This is a genomic window from Pseudarthrobacter sulfonivorans (assembly GCF_014712225.1).
Taxonomy (GTDB): Bacteria; Actinomycetota; Actinomycetes; order Actinomycetales; family Micrococcaceae; genus Arthrobacter; species Arthrobacter sulfonivorans.
This window is the reverse complement of the sequence record NZ_JACXBW010000029.1, coordinates 1-19746: the sequence shown is the minus strand read 5'-3', so window position 1 is coordinate 19746 and position 19746 is coordinate 1. Positions and strand designations below refer to the sequence as shown.

General features: G+C 61.7%; 19 protein-coding genes and 2 pseudogenes. 12 read left to right on the top strand and 9 right to left on the bottom strand.

Going from position 1 to position 19746, the window contains the following annotated elements; translation table 11 throughout:
- Nucleotides 1-1672 precede the first annotated feature (1672 nt).
- From IAQ70_RS22125 to IAQ70_RS22115, 3 genes are all read left to right on the top strand, one after another.
- Entirely contained in the window at nucleotides 1673-2995 is a 1323-nt protein-coding gene (locus tag IAQ70_RS22125) for an alpha-amylase family glycosyl hydrolase (protein ID WP_190992107.1), read from the top strand.
- A 148-nt stretch (nucleotides 2996-3143) separates the two neighbouring features.
- Nucleotides 3144-3803, top strand: coding sequence for a dihydrofolate reductase family protein (locus IAQ70_RS22120; RefSeq protein ID WP_190992104.1), 660 nt, complete (start codon nucleotides 3144-3146; stop codon nucleotides 3801-3803).
- 9 nt (nucleotides 3804-3812) lie between these two features.
- Nucleotides 3813-4049 carry a hypothetical protein gene (locus IAQ70_RS22115; RefSeq protein WP_190992103.1) on the top strand — a complete coding sequence of 79 codons (237 nt, stop codon included), beginning with the start codon at nucleotides 3813-3815 and terminating at the stop codon, nucleotides 4047-4049.
- A gap of 127 nt (nucleotides 4050-4176) precedes the next feature.
- On the opposite strand, the gene IAQ70_RS22110 is transcribed toward IAQ70_RS22115, so the two are convergent.
- Both IAQ70_RS22110 and IAQ70_RS22105 read right to left on the bottom strand, forming a co-directional pair.
- The gene (locus tag IAQ70_RS22110; protein ID WP_190992102.1) at nucleotides 4177-4614 is read right to left on the bottom strand and encodes a VOC family protein; all 438 of its coding nucleotides are present in this window, start codon (nucleotides 4612-4614) and stop codon (nucleotides 4177-4179) included.
- Nucleotides 4615-4796: 182 nt separating this feature from the next.
- Nucleotides 4797-5057, bottom strand: coding sequence for a hypothetical protein (locus IAQ70_RS22105; RefSeq protein WP_190992101.1), 261 nt, complete (start codon nucleotides 5055-5057; stop codon nucleotides 4797-4799).
- 545 nt (nucleotides 5058-5602) lie between these two features.
- Here IAQ70_RS22105 and IAQ70_RS22100 point away from each other — a divergent pair.
- From IAQ70_RS22100 to IAQ70_RS22085, 4 genes are all read left to right on the top strand, one after another.
- Nucleotides 5603-6373 (top strand): hypothetical protein, encoded by a 771-nt coding sequence (locus tag IAQ70_RS22100; protein WP_190992100.1) that lies wholly within the window; start codon nucleotides 5603-5605, stop codon nucleotides 6371-6373.
- A 139-nt stretch (nucleotides 6374-6512) separates the two neighbouring features.
- Nucleotides 6513-7070: a hypothetical protein gene (locus tag IAQ70_RS22095; RefSeq protein ID WP_190992099.1), complete on the top strand. Its 558-nt coding sequence runs from the start codon at nucleotides 6513-6515 to the stop codon at nucleotides 7068-7070.
- Nucleotides 7071-7453: 383 nt separating this feature from the next.
- Nucleotides 7454-7927, top strand: coding sequence for a DUF1801 domain-containing protein (locus IAQ70_RS22090; protein ID WP_223860548.1), 474 nt, complete (start codon nucleotides 7454-7456; stop codon nucleotides 7925-7927).
- 302 nt (nucleotides 7928-8229) lie between these two features.
- The gene (locus IAQ70_RS22085; RefSeq protein WP_190992098.1) at nucleotides 8230-8832 is read left to right on the top strand and encodes a dihydrofolate reductase family protein; all 603 of its coding nucleotides are present in this window, start codon (nucleotides 8230-8232) and stop codon (nucleotides 8830-8832) included.
- Between the two features lie 80 nt (nucleotides 8833-8912).
- Here IAQ70_RS22085 and IAQ70_RS22080 read toward each other — a convergent pair whose 3' ends face one another.
- Complete coding sequence (locus IAQ70_RS22080) at nucleotides 8913-9272, bottom strand: iron chaperone (RefSeq protein WP_190992097.1); 360 nt, start codon at nucleotides 9270-9272, stop codon at nucleotides 8913-8915.
- 114 nt (nucleotides 9273-9386) lie between these two features.
- Nucleotides 9387-10253 (bottom strand): class I SAM-dependent methyltransferase, encoded by an 867-nt coding sequence (locus IAQ70_RS22075; RefSeq protein ID WP_190992096.1) that lies wholly within the window; start codon nucleotides 10251-10253, stop codon nucleotides 9387-9389.
- Between the two features lie 618 nt (nucleotides 10254-10871).
- Here IAQ70_RS22075 and IAQ70_RS22070 point away from each other — a divergent pair.
- Nucleotides 10872-11186, top strand: coding sequence for a PASTA domain-containing protein (locus tag IAQ70_RS22070; protein WP_190992095.1), 315 nt, complete (start codon nucleotides 10872-10874; stop codon nucleotides 11184-11186).
- A gap of 944 nt (nucleotides 11187-12130) precedes the next feature.
- Nucleotides 12131-12775: a hypothetical protein gene (locus tag IAQ70_RS22065; protein ID WP_190992094.1), complete on the top strand. Its 645-nt coding sequence runs from the start codon at nucleotides 12131-12133 to the stop codon at nucleotides 12773-12775.
- A 1047-nt stretch (nucleotides 12776-13822) separates the two neighbouring features.
- On the opposite strand, the gene IAQ70_RS23430 is transcribed toward IAQ70_RS22065, so the two are convergent.
- The gene (locus IAQ70_RS23430; RefSeq protein ID WP_407682614.1) at nucleotides 13823-14011 is read right to left on the bottom strand and encodes a type II toxin-antitoxin system RelE/ParE family toxin; all 189 of its coding nucleotides are present in this window, start codon (nucleotides 14009-14011) and stop codon (nucleotides 13823-13825) included.
- A 456-nt stretch (nucleotides 14012-14467) separates the two neighbouring features.
- On the opposite strand from IAQ70_RS23430, the pseudogene IAQ70_RS22055 reads away from it, so the two are divergent.
- Nucleotides 14468-15044, top strand: a pseudogene (locus tag IAQ70_RS22055) (dihydrofolate reductase family protein).
- Nucleotides 15045-15241: 197 nt separating this feature from the next.
- Nucleotides 15242-15685, top strand: coding sequence for a hypothetical protein (locus tag IAQ70_RS22050; protein WP_223860547.1), 444 nt, complete (start codon nucleotides 15242-15244; stop codon nucleotides 15683-15685).
- On the opposite strand, the gene IAQ70_RS23425 is transcribed toward IAQ70_RS22050, so the two are convergent.
- The 4 genes from IAQ70_RS23425 to IAQ70_RS22030 all read right to left on the bottom strand — a co-directional run bounded on the left by IAQ70_RS23425 (nucleotide 15645) and on the right by IAQ70_RS22030 (nucleotide 18546).
- Nucleotides 15645-15866 carry an SHOCT domain-containing protein gene (locus IAQ70_RS23425; protein WP_223860549.1) on the bottom strand — a complete coding sequence of 74 codons (222 nt, stop codon included), beginning with the start codon at nucleotides 15864-15866 and terminating at the stop codon, nucleotides 15645-15647. The genes IAQ70_RS22050 and IAQ70_RS23425 overlap by 41 nt on opposite strands.
- Nucleotides 15867-16541: 675 nt before the next feature.
- On the bottom strand, nucleotides 16542-17276 hold the full coding sequence (locus tag IAQ70_RS22040) for a vanadium-dependent haloperoxidase (RefSeq protein ID WP_190992092.1): 735 nt from the start codon (nucleotides 17274-17276) through the stop codon (nucleotides 16542-16544).
- Nucleotides 17273-17719, bottom strand: a complete 447-nt coding sequence (locus IAQ70_RS22035) for a hypothetical protein (protein WP_190992091.1) — start codon at nucleotides 17717-17719, stop codon at nucleotides 17273-17275. The genes IAQ70_RS22040 and IAQ70_RS22035 overlap by 4 nt, the downstream gene beginning before the upstream one ends.
- Nucleotides 17720-17991: 272 nt before the next feature.
- On the bottom strand, nucleotides 17992-18546 hold the full coding sequence (locus tag IAQ70_RS22030; protein ID WP_190992090.1) for a GNAT family N-acetyltransferase: 555 nt from the start codon (nucleotides 18544-18546) through the stop codon (nucleotides 17992-17994).
- 717 nt (nucleotides 18547-19263) lie between these two features.
- Here IAQ70_RS22030 and IAQ70_RS22025 point away from each other — a divergent pair.
- A pseudogene (locus IAQ70_RS22025) lies at nucleotides 19264-19650 on the top strand (recombinase family protein); the annotation flags it as partial.
- Nucleotides 19651-19746 lie beyond the last annotated feature (96 nt).

Below are 19746 nucleotides of genomic sequence, written 5' to 3'. Positions count from 1 at the left end.
ACAGCCGTGGATCGCTCCGGAGCAACTTTTCAAACTTACCCGGTTTCCCGCCCCGACGCAAATCCATCTTTCAGGATCCGTACCGAAGGAAAACACCATCTCAACCCGTTCTGAGGCGCTCTAAAGAACTACCAGAATATGGTCTTGAATTTGGGGGTTTGGCCGCCCGCGGTAACCAGCTACTCGCTGTTCCCCTCGCGGCGACTTAGAAAACAATACACCCACCCAACCCCCACCGCAAATCGGCCCAGATACACGCCTCCCAGCATCAAAAAGCGCAGATAGACATAGACCTCAACGCGGTGTCAGCCGGATGCCCCGTTGAGCCACTTCGACCGCCTTATCCGAACGTCAGGCCGGCTCCTCCCGCAGAAGCAGCCACTGCGTCTGCATAGATTGCCAGCACGGAACGGCGGACAGGGGCAGAGTAAGAGATGAAAGGCGCCACAGCGCCGAGGCAAGCATCTGGAACTCGGAGCAGGTGAACTTGTAGCGGCTGCCGTATCTGCAGCTGTCGCCGTCGTGATCGTGATCGTGGTCGTGATCGTGATGCCGAGGATGGAGGATTCACCCTTTGATCTCGCTCTTTGGGCGGCGCGGACTCCCCTGCTCGTCATCCTGGTGCAGGCTGGTGCCCGCCGGCTTCTGGCGCGAACGTGGGTTGCGCTGAGGCCGATGCGCGCCACCACCGCATGCTTACACCGTGCCTTTCGGTCAGGCGATACCTTTCTCCTGGCTGCAGGCCTGGTCGGGGTCCTCGTTTGGTGGCCGGATCATATCGGCACCGCATTATCGTGATGGCGGTATGGTCCTGCGCACGCTGGAGTACATCAACTACTTTCTGGTTCGGCTCTCGCCTGTCCCCCACTCCGCTGGTCTACCGCCGTGTGCAAGGGGCGCCCCCCACAGCTCGTCCGTGACCTATGGACGCCTGCATCCAAAAGTCCTCTATCGCGGGGCGACGAGTGCAGGCCTGGTCAACGTCAGTGCCCGTGCGGGTGGACGGATGGGCCCAAAGGTGGGCGGATAGCCTGCCGTCACGCCGCATGCCTTCGAATCCACGACGACGATAAAACCATTGAGCATCGGAGTCAGTTCGGAACTGCTCACCTTCGAACGAGACAATCGCGAATGTTTCGCCGAGGGGGTCCCGGACCGCGGGGACGAGTACTTCTCACGGTTCCAGGCGCGCCACCAGGAACTCCTGGACGAACAATCAGCGGGAGATCGCTTCTTAGTGTGCGCTTTTGCGCGAGCGAGGGTAACAGACCATCACGGCGACGACACACTCGCCGATAATGGATCGCAGCGAGTCTTGGAGCGGTCGGGCTTTGGCAAGGTCGCAGGGAGCCCTGCGACGGTCTTGCGGAACGGAGTTGAGTACGAAATAGTGCACTATGCACTCGACCTGAACTCTCATGGATGACGCTCGCCGAGGATTGAACGTGCTCGCTGCCGGAAATTGAATGGCGCGGCCCGCCATCGACCGTGACATCGACGAGAGATGTTCCGGGTGGGAAAGGGTGCGTTCCTCGAGCCTGTTGAAGTCCAGCACTTCACCACCGGCGGCCGCCTCCTGGTCGATATAGGCTGGAAGGAACGCTGGCCCCGCCCGGGCCAACCCTTCGCCTTTCCCGGGCGGGCCGGGAACGGACGGAAGGGCATCATCGCCATGAACGAACCTGGCTGGGTCCAGCACGCCATCTGGTGGCAGGTCTATCCCCTGGGCTTCGTCGGCGCGGAGAAGACCGCGACGCCGGAACCCGCAGCTGACCACCGGTTGCTGGACCTTGTCCCGTGGCTCGACTACGCCGTGGAACTCGGGGCGTCAGGGCTCGCCCTTGGCCCCATCTTCGCGTCGGAAACGCACGGGTATGACACCACGGATTACTTCCGGATCGATCCCCGGCTCGGATCCGAGCAGGACTTCGACACCCTGGTGGCCGAGGCACACCGCCGCGGACTGCGCATACTGCTCGACGGCGTCTTCAACCACACCGGGCGCTCCTTCGCGCCCTTCCAGGACGTCCTCGCACACGGGCCGGAGGCGGACTCCGCCTCCTGGTTCTCGCTCGAGTGGCCCGACGGCGCCGCTCCCGGCGTCGAACCCGGCTACCGCGACTTCGAGGGCCACCACCACCTCGTGGCGCTCAACCATAACGAGCCGGCCGTCGCCGATTTCGTCGTAGAGGTCATGGAGCACTGGCTGCGCCGGGGCGCGGACGGCTGGCGACTCGACGCCGCCTATGCGGTCCCGTCGTCGTTCTGGGCCCCGGTCACCGCGCGCGTCCGGTCATCCCATCCGAACGCGTACTTCGTGGGCGAGTACATCCACGGCGACTATGCGGTGGAGGTCCGGTCCGGCGGACTTGATTCCGCCACGCAATACGAGCTCTGGAAGGCTGTCTGGAGTTCGCTCAACGATGCGAACTTCTTCGAACTCGCGGCCGCATTTGAACGGCACAATGCGCTCCTGGGCTCCTACGCACCGCTCACCTTCATCGGCAACCACGACGTCACCCGCATCGCGAGCAAGCTCACCGATCCAGCGCTCGTGCCGCACGCCGTCGTCGTCCTGCTCACGGTCGGCGGAACGCCGTCCATTTACTACGGCGACGAGCAGGGCTACCGGGGCGTCAAGGAGGACAGGGCAGGGGGCGACGACGACGTGAGGCCACTCTTCCCGTCCTCCCCCGACCAGCTCTCAACCGTGGGAAGACCCATCTTCGCCATGCACCAGGAACTCATCGGGGTGCGGCGGCGGAACCCATGGCTCCACAGGGCGACCACGGACGTCCTCCAGCTCTCCAACGAGGTGCTTTCATACCGCATCGCGGTTGACGCCGATGCCCTCGTTGTCGCACTGAACCTCTCGCACGACACCCAGCGGATCAGCGTGGCGGGCGCCACCGCCGTCGTCGCAGGACAGGCGACCGTCGACGCCGGCGCGGACACCGCCCTCGTGCCGCCGCGGGGATGGGCCGTCCTCGGCTAAGGCAGCTCCGACGAGGGGCCGGCGGCGCCGAGGACCTTGAGCGCCGCACTGATGGGGCAGCCGCTACGCGGTCTTTCCTCGCCGGTCTTGAGTCGCTGGTTCGATCACCATAAAGTGATGCGAACCGACTAGCACTTCAGGAGATGACATGTCCCTCGTCCGCGTGCATAACTTCTCGGTCTCCCTCGACGGCTTCGGCGCCGGCGAGGGCCAGCAACTGGACGCGCCGTTCGGTCACGCAGGCTCACGGCTCATGGAGTGGGCTATCGGGACGCGGACCTTCCGCGCGATGGGCCTCCACGGGGAATCGGAGGCATCCTTCGGCATCGACGAGGCGTTCGCCAGCCAGTGGGGTCCCGGGATCGGCGCCGAGATAATGGGGCGCAACAAATTCGGCCCTCAACGCGGTCCCTGGGAGGACGAGGAATGGAAGGGATGGTGGGGCGATAACCCTGTCTTCCACACCCCCGTGGTTGTCCTGACACACCATCCTCGGCCGGTACTGGAGATGGAAGGCGGAACAACCTTCCATTTCGTTGACGCCGACCCCGCCTCCGCGCTCCAGCGGGCTCGCGCCCTGGCCGGCGACCTCGACGTCCGGATCGGTGGCGGGGTCAGCACGGTTCGACAGTTCCTCGACGCGGATCTGATCGACCACATGCACATCGCCGTCGTACCGATCGTCCTGGGCCGGGGCGAACGCCTCTGGGACGGACTCGAAGGACTCGAACAACGCTTTGACATCGAAGCGACCCCTTCTCCATCCGGAGTCCTCCACCTGGTCTTCACTCGACGCCCGGCCCGGTAGTCCTGTCCCGTGGACGGTCGCCCCTGGGACAAGCACGCGCCCACCGTGACCGACCTGATGATCAATGGCCATGGCGCTGTCTTCGTCGATGGGCTGGAGATGCCCGCCGTAGACGTCGACACAAACCCCTTCGTCTACGGCATCGGAACAGAACCACCGGACGGCGGGATCGTGACCGCTGTGCTTCCACGGGCCGAAATGAACCGCATCCAGATCCAGTTCACGACCCGGAGGTACACACCCTAGGCAGTAGCCGGTGGTGCCCGATTTCCCGGTAAGGCTCGCCCGCAGCCCGTCCCGCAAGGCGGCGGACCAGCAGGCAGGCCGAAGCCCTGAGGCCAGCAACACACGCTGAACTGCGCCGACCCGGCCCTCAGTTTTTCTTGAGTTCCTCGGCGAGCATCACGATGATGCCGCTGGGACCGCGGACGTAGGTGAGCTTGTAGACGTCCTTGTAGGTCGCCACGCCCCGAAGTGGACGGCAGCCGTGCCTCGCGGCTATCTCCAAGGCTTTGTCGATGTCGTCGACTGAGAACGCGACGCGGTGCATGCCAATCTCGTTGGGACGAGTTGGGTTCGATTCGATCGCTTTGGGGTGGATGTATTCGAAGAGCTCAAGTCGACCGTGACCGTCTGGCGTTTGGAGCATCGCTATGTTGGCGTGGTTGCCGTCGAGACCGACGGCAGTGTCGGTCCACTCGCCGCTGACCGTGTCACGGCCGACGACTGTGAGACCGAGGTCGGTGAAAAACGAGATTGTTGCTTCGAGGTCGCGAACGGCGATGCCGACGTTCTCAAATTTGATGGCCATGTGTTGCACGTTACCGAGGCGAGCCGAATAGCTCCAGTAGCGGCAGAGATCCGATCGACCAAGCCCCGGCTGTCAGGGTCTCCCACAGTGCTTGGCCGAGGATGCAAGGGATCCCCGGAATCGCGACGCTCCCTCGACGCGGCCGGCCGGCCGGTCCGGCACGGAACGGAGCGCTGGGCTCCTCAGAGGCCCCTTTGCCACATGGCCACGAAGCGCGGCAGACTCTTCCCGGCCGCCGAGGCGTTGGCCAGCGCTGTCGTGTCTGCAGGCAGCGCCTTCCAGAGCTGCACCAGGTGGCGTTCCTTCGACTCGTCCACGACGTTGTCGTAGTCCGTGTCCCTGCCGGCCGCGTGCAGCCTGGCACGGCAACTGCCCGCCTCTGCCGAGGACAGGGATCCGAGCTCGTGCGTGTCTGAACCCGGTGGGCTGGCTGAAGTACACATTGCCCTCAGGGAGGACCAAGGACACCTCCGCCACGTCCTCCCAGCCGGGGGCGACCGTGTCCGGCTCGCGGTCAAGGACCTGAACCGTCAGGTGGATAGGTCCTGCGGATATTCCGGTGTAGACCAAAGGCACCCTGAAGGGCGGCGGAATCCCGCCGCGACGCGCCGTCTGGAGCCCCTTGATGGGATCTTCGGGTGGAGGCGGGTCCACGGCCAGGTCGACAACGTGGTTCCATGCGTTGATAGTGGGGTGCTCTGTCTGGATCACGGGCCGCGTCCTTTCAGATGGTGTCCAGGGAAACGCCTCCGAGGTTACAGCCGGTGGCTCAGGCGTGGTCCCGCGCGCGATTGGCTGGGCGGTTGTATCTTCTGGGGGCGAGGACCCTGGGGCGGCGGAGGACGTTGAGAGAAGAGAAGGACCGAGCAGCACCTAATCCGTGCTGCAGCAGCCAAGTACATCGTTTGCACAGCGAGCGTCTGTGTCGGGTCTAGGATGCAGCTAAGCAGTATGCGGGGGTACTGCCTTAGGGGGAGGAACGGCGTTCATGCGGGTAGTCCGTAACGCGAAGCGGGTGTCCGTCATGGTTGGTGGGGTGGTAGTGGTTGCCGCGAGCTTGGGCCTGTGGCGAGCCGCGATGCTTTTGGATGAGCAGGAAAGCGTCAGAGCGGCGGCGTTCACTGCGGGGTTCGCTGCAATGGCCTTTATCCAAGGTGGAATCATACTGTTCTGGGACCGCAGATCAACGCCGAGTGTCCTGATGCGGCCTCAGGCGGCGGATGCCATTCTGGCGATCCTGCCTGCGGCCGTCATCGGGTCACTCTTCCTAGCCGTGCCCGAAATCCGGGATCCTGCCAGACCCCCGTTTTGGTCACTGGTCCTGTTTCTAGGTTCGATGGCAATTACCGTGAGGCCGGCCGGGACGGCTCTGCTCTCTGAGGTTCCGCCGTTGGGCTCGGTAGGCTTTCTGGACTGGGTGCGATCGCAGGATTTCGGTGTGGGCACCCTGCTGGTCTCGTTTCTGTTTACGGGGATGTACTTTACTTCTCCGCTGCGGGTGGATGCTTTGACGCCCCTGATTATCATGCTCGCACTCGCCCAGGGGGCGGTGAGCATCTGGCGCATTGTGGAACAGCATCAAATTTCCAAGGCAGGACCCCGCCTGTCCGGCGTGCAGATCATCTGGCTGCGTGCCATGCACGTCAATCAGGGACATGAGGCTGCCGTTAAGGAACTCCGGACCATGTATCCAAAGGTCGGTACAACGCACGCCGAGAGGATCATCGAAAATCTCTACCAAGCTGAGGAAGAACGCTAACGACACATTGCGCGAAGTTGCTGCATCAGTCCGGGGGGCTTCAGTTTGCTGAACCCCTCTTCGCCGTCATGCGCGTGGCCCAAACCTCAGCTGAGTTGTCGCCGGGAATGTCCGGGAAACTGCGGCTACCATGGCCTTCATGAGACGCTGGATCGGCGATCACCCCGAGGTCTTCCAGGCATGGGTAATTCTCGTTGTATGGGTAGCAGGGACTGCGGCGTTAGTGAGTTTTGGACGTCCGCTGCTAGATGCTTTCTTTAGTTCACTGTTCTGGGTGGTCATCATGGGCTGCTCCGCATATTTCACGTCACGGAGGCTGCGTAGAACGGCATCCGAACTGGAGGCGCGTGGACAAGTTTTGGCCTACATACGGTATCCAAACTCCCTGCCCGGTTCGCTTAGCGGAATTTGGAATCGGGGCATCGCGACTCTTGCCCCGGGGAAAGTAGAGTTTCAGCCCGCTGTTTATGACACGCTGGAGCCAACGGGACGCCCAACTTCATTCACGGTCTTGGCTGCGACCCAGGAACCTCAAAAGCTCGGACGTCAAGATTCGAAATACATAGGTGAACCGGGCTTTCGATCAATCAAGCTCACCACGGCCAATGCGGACATCGAAGTAGCAGCAACTCCGGCATCCCTGCACAAGATCCTTGATGTGGTCACCGCACAGCGAGAGCCTAAAGACACGCCGTGACCCGAGCCACGGAATCTTAGCCCTCGAGGGGACACGCGGCTGCGAGTTGTCGATCCCGCGGCTGTTGAAACGGCCTTTCATGACAAAGAGCTCCCTCGCCCGGATCGTTCCGAGGAATTGTCGTTGACCATTGCCTAACAGGTATGAATAGTTCAGGATTCGATCATCTGGACAGCGGCATTTGGCATAGGTTCTGCCCGTGCCCTGTCTGGATTGGTGCATCCTTGGGAAGACGAAGACGATGAGCGGGCTTGATGAACTCATGGCGGAGTCCAACGATCGTTGGACCAACGCCAGAAGAAGATCCAAGGGGGTCGGAATGTTGGCGTGGTCATCAAGCCCAACGGCAAATTATCAATTCCACGACCAGCATGGAGACCGGTATGAAGGAAGCCCAAAATCCGACGGCCGCGGGCAGCGCAGCACAAGTCAACGCCGGCACCACGCTGCCCGAGGCCATGACCGGCAGGGCAAGCCTAGCGAAAGCGGCAGTCGGCAACGAGCCGGTCTTCGCGTATATTGCCAGCCTGCCTCAGCCGCAGCGCGGCATCGCAGAGACCGTGGATGCACTGGCGGCAAGGACCCTGCCTGATCTTCGGCGCGCCGTGAAGTGGGGCATGTCCTACTACGGCGTCGGTGACGGGTGGTGCTTCAGCTGCGGCGGTTTTGCTGGCCATGTGAAGCTCATGTTTGTGAATGGTGACGCGCTCGAGCCTGTACCGCCGGTGACACCGGTGGGCATGGGCAGGTCAACGCGGGGTGTGCAGCTCGAATCCATTGACGACGTCGACGAACTCCAGATAGCTGCGTGGATGAAACAAGCCACGTCTGTGCCGGGTGTTGGCAAGATGCGGTGAAGTAACCTCAGTCGCTGCCGTTGGCGACGTTCTTGGGCGGGGCGGTGCGTTGCAGCTCAGCGATACGGAGCCGAAGGAACGTGATCAGGTGCTCAGCGGCACGGCGCGAGCTAGGCACCACCAGGCGAACCAGTTCGAAGGCCGCTACTCGGTGCTGGGCTGCCCTTATACGGTGCGGCCTTGAAGTGGACCGCGGAGATCGCGGCTGCCTGCCGCTGAGCGCAGCAGGTGCGGACTTCCAAATAATCCTGAAGTCGCAGTCCAGTCTGGCCTGTCGGGAAGGCGTCTGGAATGATTCCATCATGCGCAGGGTCGTCGTCTCCAACATGGTGTCCGTGGATGGCTTCTATGCTGCCTCTGACGGTAACCCGCTCGTTCTGAACATGGACGAAGCTTTCGACAAATACAACTGCACCCGGATCGAGACAGCGGACATAGTGCTCCTCGGCCGTAAATCCTTCGAGGGCTTCAGCTCCTACTGGCCTGGAATTGCCACTGCCCCTGAAGACCCCGGGAACCGTGCGGTCAGCGAGGAAAACCGCCGCGTCAGCAGAGCCTACAACACCCTGCCCAAAGTGGTAGTTTCGGACACATTCACGGTACCGGCCGGGAACGCGTGGCGGAGTACGACTTCCGTTATCCCTGGCTGGGAGCTGCCGGAATGGATACGCGCCCGCCGGCGGGAAGGCGAGGGCGACATCCTGATTTTCGCGAGCAGGAACCTATGGAACAGCATGCTTGATCCGGGGCTGGTTGACGAAATCCACCTTATGGTCGGTCCTGACGCACTGGCCGAGGGCATATCGGTCTTCATGAGACCAGCGGCCCTCGCTCTTCTTGACATCGAACAGTTCAGCGGATCCTCCAACGTCCTCTTGCGGTATCAACTGAGGCGGAAGCATTAGAAGCATCTGCGGTTCGTGTGTGGGACGAGCCACTCAGCTAAGCCGGCGGCGGAACGGTGCGGTGTGCCGAGGCGACGGACTCAAACCCTGTCTGAAGGCAGCTGTTGTAGCCGCCACGCGATTATCTCGCGGATGAGCTCTGTCGGGAGCGGGGCATCATGGCGCAGCTGGATAGCGTGCTCGGTGGTTCCATATGCGGCCAGCTCTGTCGAGAAATGTGCGATCGCGTCTGAAGTCGGATAGAACCCGATATGGCGCTTTGTTCCGGTGAAGAAGAACAACGGCTCGGTGCCGAGTTTGAAGGTCGGCATACGCCAACTGATCGATTCCACCGCTTCATCGGGCACGGCCGACCGGATCAGTTCGTACACGGTCAGCAGCCGCTGCCGTATATCGCCGTCGTACCGGTCGATGTACTCGATGATCGAACTCGCTGTCATGAGTCTCCCCTTTCGTCGACGTGTGGGGCGACGGTCCCGTCTTGAGCGATGGTGCACGCCCGATCGTATTACAGCTGCATTCACAGCTTGCCGCGGTCAAGTATTACCCCGCCTTTATTTGCCGGGTTCGCGTGGCGCGTCGTTCTCCCTCGCCTTCGACAGCGTGAATATCCCATAGCGCATCGCACCGCTGCGGTAGGCGAGGATCAGGCGGGGGATGCTCAGGACGAAGATGCGATTGCGTGCGCCAAGGGCGAGGCGACGGGTCTCGCGATCGACGAGCAGCGCCTTCACAAGTCGACGGGCGCAGATCGTCCATGTGCGCGCGACGCGGCGGCTGGCATCCTCATAGCCAACGACCGCAAAGCCCGCCGCCATTGCCATCGCCTCATACTCCTCGCGCGTACCCATCGAGGGCAGGCGCCCTTCGCGGCAGATCGGCTCGAGCAGGTGGCGAACCTTCCAACCGCTAGCATCAGTCTCGGCGAGCCAAGCGCAGACGACGAAGCGGCCTCCGGGCGACAGCACGCGATGCGCCTCAGCGAAGAACCTGGGCTTGTCGACCATGTGCTCGCTCGACTCGATCGCCCATGCGGCAGTGGCCGAGGCATCGGTCAGCCCGTTGACAAGCCAGTCGCGGAGATGGATGTCCACGTCTGGTACGGGACGCGCGGCGGCGTAGTGGGCCTGCTCAGCGGAAAGCGTCAACCCGGTAACGCGGACCCTGCGTGTCACTGCGAGCTGCCTTGCGGTGGAGCCATAGCCGCAGCCGATGTCGACGCAGGCCTCGCCGGGCATAAGGCGCAACCGATCGCCGACCGTGTCGACTAGCGCCTCCACGGCCTCGGCGGGCGTCTCGCGACCCGTCGACCAGAGCCCGTGATGGACATGCTCACCCCACACCCGCCGATAAATCGGATCGAGCTCGTCGTAGTGATCCGCGACTGCCACGGCGTTCTGGGAAACATTGGGGACGATCACGCCATCACATTACAACGCCGGTCCAACATCCTTAGCCGTCCACGGTGAAAGGTACCAGGGACTCCTGACGGGAAACCCGCCGACGCGTATACCCGTCGGCGTCGGGAACGCCGTAGTCGAACACTGGCCCGTCCAGGCGTGTCTTGGATCGGGCTCGCCGCCGCGGAGCTTTGAACTGCGCCGCGATTACCGTGCGGACACTCCATTACTCTCAGTGTCTTCTCGCTGGAATCCTTGCTGCTGCCGTGCGGAGACGAAGAACTCGCGGGTTGCCTCAGGTACTACTGCGCTCCACCGCAGGCTGGCTAAAATCGAAGGCCTTATCAACCGCCCTTTGGGCAACCCTCTGCGGGACGGTCGTGGTCATTACGAGCAGTGCCATCTCAAGTTAGGACAAGGCAGCCGGCCCCAACGAGCACAGCTAAGCAGTCGGCCATCCAGACCAGCCTGAGAACATCAATCTGATTTGAGCCCAGTTTGGCGGTAAGTCGCAGTCTCATTGGGACCCATGTTTTAACGGGGTCCGGTGAGAGCCCGGCTGAGCCACCGGCGATATTCTGGTGGCGAGAAGGTTTGGTTTTACCGTTCCAGCTGTTCAGGCTCCAAGGAGATGCAGAGATGGTTGAACGTCAGACGCTGACTGTTCCCGATCTTGTTGGACAGCCTGTGCATATTGCACAAGAGATGGCGGCGAACATTGGGTTTGGTCTCGCAGCCGGGGACCCTGACGGGCCGGGGCTCCGTTCGCGTACGTGGCCGGGGCTGTTCTGGGTGACCTCCCAAGATCCTTCCGCAGGGTCGGTCCTTGAGTGGGGAAGCCAAATTAGGATTACTTTCGTTCAGGACGGTCAAGCCCGAAGCGACGTGCCGGAGCAGACGGGCGGGCCGCCCCCCTCACTTGAGAGTCATGCGGAGGCTGAGAAGGACGAGTGAGAGCAGTTCGAGAGAACCTGTCAGTGGGGCTGACTCCATCGAATCAGCCCCACTGACTGGCCTATTCACCCAACCTTTAGCGGGACTAAAGGCTGAAAACTTGGAGTGCTGGGTCAGTTTTTGGGCTAACGATGGATACATCTCCACTCTTCAAGCCCCGCTGAAGACAGTCTGCAATCCGTCTGGCGTCTTCTTCTTTCGCCGATTCTCGAAGTTTAATGCCCAGGTGCGTGGAAGGCAGATTTGCACTTCCGATTGCCTCCTCGATGATCGGGTCTTCTAGGCATCCGTCGATGCCGCCGCTTCTCGGGCCGGAAACGCCAACTAGCCAGCGGTCGGTGCTGCCAGTTGCTATGTTTACATCCTTGGGGATCTGTGCGCAGCTTGCCAATGCAAGTGTAAGAAGGCCTATGGCGAGGACCCACCGACGATTCGTAATATTGGCCCCTCCCCGAACTGGCAGCATGGCCCGAGCTTACTCAAAAGCTCAATGAGCAACCCTGGTCGCGCCCGTCATCAGACAGGAAGGACGCAGTCATCGTCCCCCGAATACGAAATAAAAAAGGGCAAAGGCCGCCCCTATCGCGACGATGGTTATTCCGTAGTTTCGGACAGAGCGCTTTCGTCTTCTCTGATATTCAACGACGTTTTCGTCCCGCGGGAACGGGTGAATCTTCCGCGCTCCTCTGCCCACGTCTAGCGCAGGGCAACGGCCGCGCATCAGGTTCGTTAGCAGCAAAGGGCCCCCGTGCACGCTGAAATCGTACCGAAAGGGCAGCCCGTAGAAGGGCCCGCAAGCCGCTCCATTCAGCAACCCTAACGGCACTCACGCGCTCCGCTTGGGGAAACCGTCGTCGGGCCCGTCTATTGCAAAAGGGGACGGCACCAAGCAGGATCAGCACAAGGCCGGTGGAAGCCGTTCTCGGCAGGTTCCAGGAGGAAAGATGAGCGGAATCGAGGATCTCATGGGCGAGTCCAACGAACGCTGGGCTCAAGCCACCAAGAGGGCTCACGGGTTGGCAGACCACGGCCTGGGCGAAGCGGTGAAGGTCTACTACACGCGATTCTTGCCAGGCGGCGTGATCGTCCTGGTCATGATTGGCTCCGTGGTGGCGGTCCTGGCATTTGGCAGTTCTTTGGGAGACTGGCCATCCTACTTACCGTTTGGCGTGATGCTGGCAGGAGTAGGCGCCATGATCGGGGGTCTGATTTTTAACTCGAAGAAAGTCGTACAGGCAGCCGACTATGGAAACGTCGACGTGACCCTGTCGCTAACAAGCGAGGAACGAAAGCATGTTCGCCGCCAGATAGCAGGAAGGGCAACAGTCGTTCCGGAACATCTCACGGTAACCCGGGGAGCGGCTGTGCAGATGAGAAAGGCCCTAGCAACGCAGCTGTTGATAATGCCGTTCTACCCCTTGGTATTCATTCCCCAAGCCCTTAACACTGCCGGACGGGATCCCTTTGCCTGGTTCTTTGTATGCGTGATACTTCTCCTCTTAATCGGGATCATATTTTTAGTACGTGATTTCGGCCGCTCTGGTCGATTCCTCGCACGGACAGCCGAGCAGCCCTCGGGAATGCGATAGGGGAACCCACCCTCTACGGGCTACCGATACACCCAGCAGCCCGTAGCGTCATCACCGTGCAACGGGGGGTGCTATCGATAGTCTGGCAACATGCCCATTCAGACACCCGGCTCCACGCGCTCTCCTGTAGACGCTGCTTGCGTCGTCCTCCTGGGCTTGCTAGCCCTATGGATAGCGCAGCCAGTCCTGCCTGGTTGGGGATGTGCGACCGGTTTTCCGGCGATGTGCCCTCCGCATTTGCTACCCTTTCGCGCATCGCTGATTTGTGCGGGCATCCTCGTGGCACTGCTCATCATTGTCATCATCGGGATTTTGCTTCGGCCGTCCCGGGCGAGCACCTGGCTGGGAGGTATGTCCCGAGGTGTCGTCCTCGCCGTGCCTGTACTCCTGGTCCTGACAGTCGTCGCTCACTTCGTGATACCGCAGCCCTGATTCGATGCTGCGGGGCGCGGATTCCTGTTGCAGACCTCGGAAACGCCTGGCTGCAAGCCCGGTCCACCCAAGGAACCTTCAAGGGGCAGATATTCGGCGGCTCCGTCGGTATGGTGACTGCATGGAGGTAGCGCCGGGATTCCATCACCGGGATGATGGCCTTGGGCCGTGACGATCCTGCTCGTGATCATCGTGATCGTCCCGTTCTTCGGGTACCAACGAGGCGAGTGTATCGACTACACAACCGAGTCTGGCGCCGTGAGCACCTGCAGTAGTGGCCCAGTGCTCGGCATGGCCGGCTTGGATTATGGCAGTAGTGAGCGTCTCCGCCATTGTCTACTTCTCTCGCCGCCTCGTGCATGTTGCTAGAGCCAGAATGGACTAACCCGCCGACGGCGCGCAGGCCAATCATGAAACCAACCCTCGGCGGGATCCGGTAGGGGAATTGCTGGCGCAGTGCGTGCGATGGCTCAGCCGCTTGCCCAGAGCGGCGAGCTGGAGTCACCGGTCCTGGTGCGGTTCGCGGAGCAACCGCTCGTGGTCGCGGCCGCCGTAGAAATGCCGACTATTGCCGCGGTCTCATTCAGGATGGCGTAGGCGATCACGACGCGCTTTCTATGGCCGATCGCCCTTTGCCCCGGGGCGGAGGTCTTCCCTTGCCAAACCACGGTAAGGAAAATCGGTGAGACCCTCACAGAACGCTACGATCGATTCAGCAAAGCCTGCCGCGTTGGCCGGAGACCCGGCATCGGCAATGAAATCGTAAAGCTCCTCAAGCTGTTGCAGTGCTTCCGGCCGGAACACAAGCCGGTAGTGAGTCACCGCCGAATGTCATGCTTCGCCGAAAGCCGTGCACGTACTTCATCGACACTCACCACAGCGGAGGGATCTGCCACGAGTGCGTCCTAGGCACTGACAACCTCCTCGCGAAGCCAAGACTCGAGGACCTGGTCCCGAGCGAACAAGGTGCGCAGCCCGTCTCGGATCACTTCGCTTTCGCTCGCGTATGCGCCAGAGCTCACGCGCTGGCGTAGGGCGTCGGCCATCTCGTTCGGAGGTGTGATGCTCAGCTGCCGTGTTGTGCGCATGGTCGGCACACTTCGCCGCGTCGGTCTCCGACCTGGTAGCGGCCTGCAAGAGGATCCTTTCCGTATGGAGCATCTGCTTGGCGTGGTGGTCAACCGGCCCTCAGTGTGGCGCGACCGATGATTTTCCGCGCTGGACTGTACAACGAATACCGACTCAAGGGAGACTGACGCCATGCGCAACCTGACCTTCGCCATGAACCTGAGCCTGGACGGCTACATCGCCGCGCCTGGCGACGATCTCGGCTGGAGCGTACCGAGCGACGAGCTGTTCCAATGGTGGTCCGACCGGGTGGGGGCAACGGGCCTAGCGCTGTACGGGCGCAAACTGTGGGAGACGATGAGCTCCCACTGGCCGACCGCCGACCAGCAGCCTGGCGCCACACCGGCGCAGATCGAGTTCGCCCGCCGCTGGCGGGCCATGCCGAAGATGGTGTTCTCCTCGACGACCAGCACGGTCGATTGGAACGGTCGATTGGAACACCCGCCTGGTCACCGGCGACGCCGTCACCGAGATCACCCGGCTCAAGGCCGACGACGACGGCTCCATGGACATCGGTGGTGCCACACTCGCCGCGGCGGCCATGCGGGCCGGACTGATCGACGGGTACGCGATCGTCACCCATCCGGTCCTGGTGGGCGGCGGCACTCCGTTCTTCACAGCCCTGGACAACTGGGTGCACCTGGACCTGGTGGAGAACCGGACGTTCCCCGGCGGTGTGATCCTGACCAGGTACGAGACCAGGCGCTGAGTGCCCGACGGCGGATCAGCGCGAGCTTCTGTCCACCCAGGGATCTCGTGGCACTGAGTTGGATGGGAACCCCTAGCGTGAATTTCCGTCCCGGTCTTTTTCAGATCACGGAGTAAGGACGTTGACGCTAGGCTGCGGATATGGGGCATTGGGGAAATGATGGACAGCGCTCGGCTACATGGGTAGGAGTAGCGGGATTGCTGCTCATAGCGGGCTACGCAATTGCCGGTGCTTTACAGGTTCTAGTGTGGAATCCACTGGCTGCTGTTCCAGGCGCCACGCTGGCCGAAATCCAGGCAGTTATGGATGGGCCGAATGAATCATTTGCCGCGCCGGCGGTTCTAATATGGGCAGCCACTGGAACTGCCTTGGCGGCAGTAGTACTGATTGCCGGACTGAGGCGTTCCATCTCAGGAAAAGCCGTTGCAGCCCTCGACCTATTGCTGCTGGTGCTAGCAGCGCCGTCACATTGGATGGCCTCCTTTCCAGCTGGCATGGGACTTGCTGATGCCTTTGGAATATCCGGCGGGGATTACGCGCCCTGGGGCAAGGTTCTGTATATCCTCAGCGCGGTTTCATTGGTAGTCCTGCTCGCGGTCGTCATCCGAAGGGACCGCACCCCACACGCGCCAGCCGTCTGACGTCGCTTCCTGCGCCTCTCATACGTCGCAGGGAGCGCGCACTCCTGGGCGATCTGCTGCCAAGGATGCTGTCCTTGGCAGCGCTAAATTCCTCGTCAGAAAGCGCGCCACTTCTATGGAGTTCTGCAAGGAGGGTAAGTTCCGCCGCCAGGGACTTCTTACCCGTTATTTTGCCGAACATCACTTGGCGCTCCCTGATGCGTTTAGTCGGCGCTGGCCTCTACTCATGTGCCCGTGATGAGCTGGTGACGGCGTAGGCGATTAGCAGGGTGATCGCGAGGACTCCAAGGGCAATTCCCAAAGGGACGCGGAACGGCTCCGTGGCGTTTATCAAGACGGCAAGGATTGCCCCGGCAACGACTGCACATAGCCCAGCTATCCGAAGCATCGTTCGGCTAATGCCGACCGTAAATGTGTATCCCTCGGCCTAAACCAAGTGTTCGTTCATCTGCCGAGAATAGCCATCTTTTCATTATCGAATTACTGCGATAGTCCTGAGGGCTTGTCTATTGGAACAGACGACCGCCCTCAGTTGGCCGCTTGTCTCAAAGCCCTCCGGCACGGCGACACTTTCATGGTCTGCCGAGATGCAGCGGCGAGTGCGTCGCCGATGGGCTCGACGAGCGCATGGCCCACGTCAAAGCGGTCGCCACCGACGTCCGACTCAGGTCACCTCAACCGATGCTGACCGCCAATGAACCAAATCGGTTGGGAAATGATCGGGTCAGTCGCAGGACGCTACTGACATGGCGCCGGCTGGAAGTAGTGACCGCTGAGCCACAACGCCACATCGTTGCCGATCTCGGCGCCCTGTACGTCGGCGGTGCGGAAGTGGATGCCGCCCCAGACGCGAGCATCAACGATCTCCTGTATGGCTGCGGAGAATCCCTCGAAGTGCCGTGGCTTGCCCGGGAAGCGACCGGAGTTCACGTCGAAGGCGACCTCGTCCGTGCCGAAGAACTCCTGCGCCGCATAGAGCGGCGCCGCTGACGCAGCCGTGACCGGACGGGTGGTCCGGGAACGGCGGTGTGCCGAGCGGCGGGACGGTCGCTGTCGATGGATCGAAGAGCGGTCTCCATGTCGGATCGGCTTCCGTCTCCGGATTGCCGTCGGTGTCGGCTTCGCGGATCGCCGCCATCGGACGCCAGAAGTTCCAGTTCGACTTGTCGTTCCAGCAAGCGACCGCGCCATCAGCGGCGGCGAGGTTGGTCATCGCGAAGAGCCGAGCCGCGTCGGCCAGATCGAGTCCGTGCTCCACGGCGAGGCTGCGGAACACACCGTTCCAGAGTGCCACCGGCGTGGCTTGCCAGAAGATGGCCGCAGTGGTCTGATCGTCGGTTCGAGTGGTACTCACGAGAGCACCGATCTCCTTGACCTCGTTGAAGTCCGCTGTGTACTCGGCACTCCTCAGCGGGTTGGGACCTTCCGAGCGGAATTGGTCAGGACTCTCGATGACGAACGGTTGGAGATTGGCCACCCAGGCGTCCGGATCGAGCGCACCGGGCGCGACGGGCCGCCAATCGCCGGGACCGGGTCCGACGTCGAACTCGAACGGGGCCATGAACCCGTCGTCGGTGCGGGCGAGGATCATGGCCGCTGCGGCGGCCTCACCGGCGGCGAGCCTTCGTCCTTGTTCGGGCCGTCGGTGACGCCCGCGAGCGTTGCTTCGTACGCGGCGTCGAGGCCAGCTACTTGGGCCGACGGGACCAGAGTGACGAGCACGTGGTGTGCGGCGGTCGAGATCGCCGCATCGAACGATGCCTCCGGCCCGACGCCGACCGAGTCGCCGTCGAGCAGATACGGCTGGTACCCGCGGTCGATGGCGTTCACTGCGTCGTACACTGCGCCTTGAACCATCGCCATGCCGCGGAGTTGGCCGTGAGCAGTGGGACGCAGTGGGATGACGTGGTATTGGGCGATGGTGCTCCACTCAATGAGGACGTCCGTGTTCGCCGGCGCCGCGTTCCGAGCGTTCGAGGCACCGGCGCTCGACACTCCCGGTACAACGAGTGCAGCGGTCAGTGCCGGGATCAAGCAGAGCGCCCACCGTCGGCGCGCACCGTTCCTCGAAGTCCGCGATGGTCGCCTGTGATGATCGTAAGCGTTGCTGTTCGTCATGTCGTCGGTCCTTCAGTCGGCACGGAGCCATGTTCAAGCGAACCCGACGGAGTCGACGTCTCATGGGTGCCCGACACCGGCGGCACCCGACCGCCCGAGGTCAGCGCGATGCGCAGTTGGTGCGGTCAATCCAAGAGTGAGCCTCTGCCAGCGCGTTGTCCAGTGGAACCTGCTCTGGGACAGATACGTCACCAGGGCGTGCCCCGAAGATCTATGTCACCTTCAGGCCACTCGCTCGCATCGCATTGTGCGGAGCAAATGAGGTTTGGCCCACCCTGAGACACAACTACGGATTTCTGGTCTGTACGAGACAAACACCGTTCCGTGGCATGGACCTGAACCCATCCCGCTGACTCGTAAAACGGGACGACTTCCTTTCGACATCCGAGAAAGCCAAAGTCGACCCAGGGTTTATCACGCATCACCTTTTGAGCGTGTCGCATTACTCGCCTGCCGAGACCTGTACCGCGTTCGCGTTCATCGACTAAGACACCTCCCGTGCCGGCCACCATGACGTCATTGGTGCCCACTGCGATCCGGCGACGTTGAAAGCCCACATGAGCGACCAAAGCATCTCCGCGGAACGCCAGGACGTGAGTGTCTGCAGGCGAATAGCCGTAGGGCGCATCAGGGTTCCACTGGCCAAATCCGTTCAGGTACTCACTGTCGAAAAGGCTCTGGAGCGCATCAATTTCCGTTGCAGCGAGGTCGACGTGTCGTCGTACTTGAATGACTTCACCCATAGGTGCAGCATATGTCTCCGCGTCAGCACTGATCCGATCCATACCCGTAAGTCGGTTGCGAGACGACGGGAGAAGTTCGATGCCCTCCCCGAAGAGCGCCTTGAACCACCAGACGAGTGTTCTGGCCGTGACAAGAAGCCGCCATGAACCAGGTGATGCTCGGACTGCCCCCGTTGGCTCAATTTGGAACGCTTGCTCACGACGTTTCAGTTCCAGCCATGCAATCGTCGCTTGGTAGAAGCAGATGAGGGCGCAGGCAAAAGCTGCCAGCTACCAAGGTATTCAGCGATGTGTCCCGCTCGAAGAATGCGATGCTGGAGAGAACGAGGCTAATACCAATGAGAAAGCGGCTCAATCTCAAGGAACTCAATTGAACAATTGATGATTGCCGAATCTTTTCTCGATTCATGCCTAAAGGTAACAGGACTGTTCCCGAACTTCGACAGCTTCCGGCGGCTCCGGATTAGGTGAAAGCAAGCCAGTGGCGCCTACCGTCCCAAATCGCCGACGCCCGTCGCTCGTCCCCGTTAGCCGGTCCGCCAGCGTGTGTCTGCCTGGGCTTTCCTGCCCTCCAACGGCTGTGCAGACGACTTTCGATGGTCGGTGCAGACGACTTCGGAAACTCACATGAAATATAGCGGCTGGTCAGCGACCAGGTACGTAAAGACCGTACGATGACGTGCACGCAGCTGGTGGGATTACTGCAACCATATCGTCATGACGGGAGTGAAAATAGGTTATGCCCCGAGTCTCGACAAACGAACAAGACCGAACCGCCCAGCGGACTGCTCGCCTTGCCCTCGGCGTTGACGAGAAGCGGATCTACGTTGACCACGGCCTTACCGGAGCGAATCGCGCGCGCCCAGGACTTCGTGAAGCAATGGCAGCCTACCGAGACGGTGACACGCTCGTGGTGACCAAACCAGACCGGCTGGCGCGATCGCGTCCCGATGCCAGGGACATTGCGGACGAGCTTTCGGATAGGAGGTGAAGCTCAGCCTTGGCGGCAGGACATACGACCCCACTGATCCGGTAGGCCGGTTGCTGTTCAACGTCCTGGGCATGGTGGCGGAGTTCGCGTCGGACCTGAAACGACGCTTCACCCTGAAGACCGAGTTGGGGGTCAGTCCAAAGACCGCAGAAGCTTCTGGTTGAAACTGGCCCACGGCACCTTCTCAGGCTGACTCTCCACACCCGGCT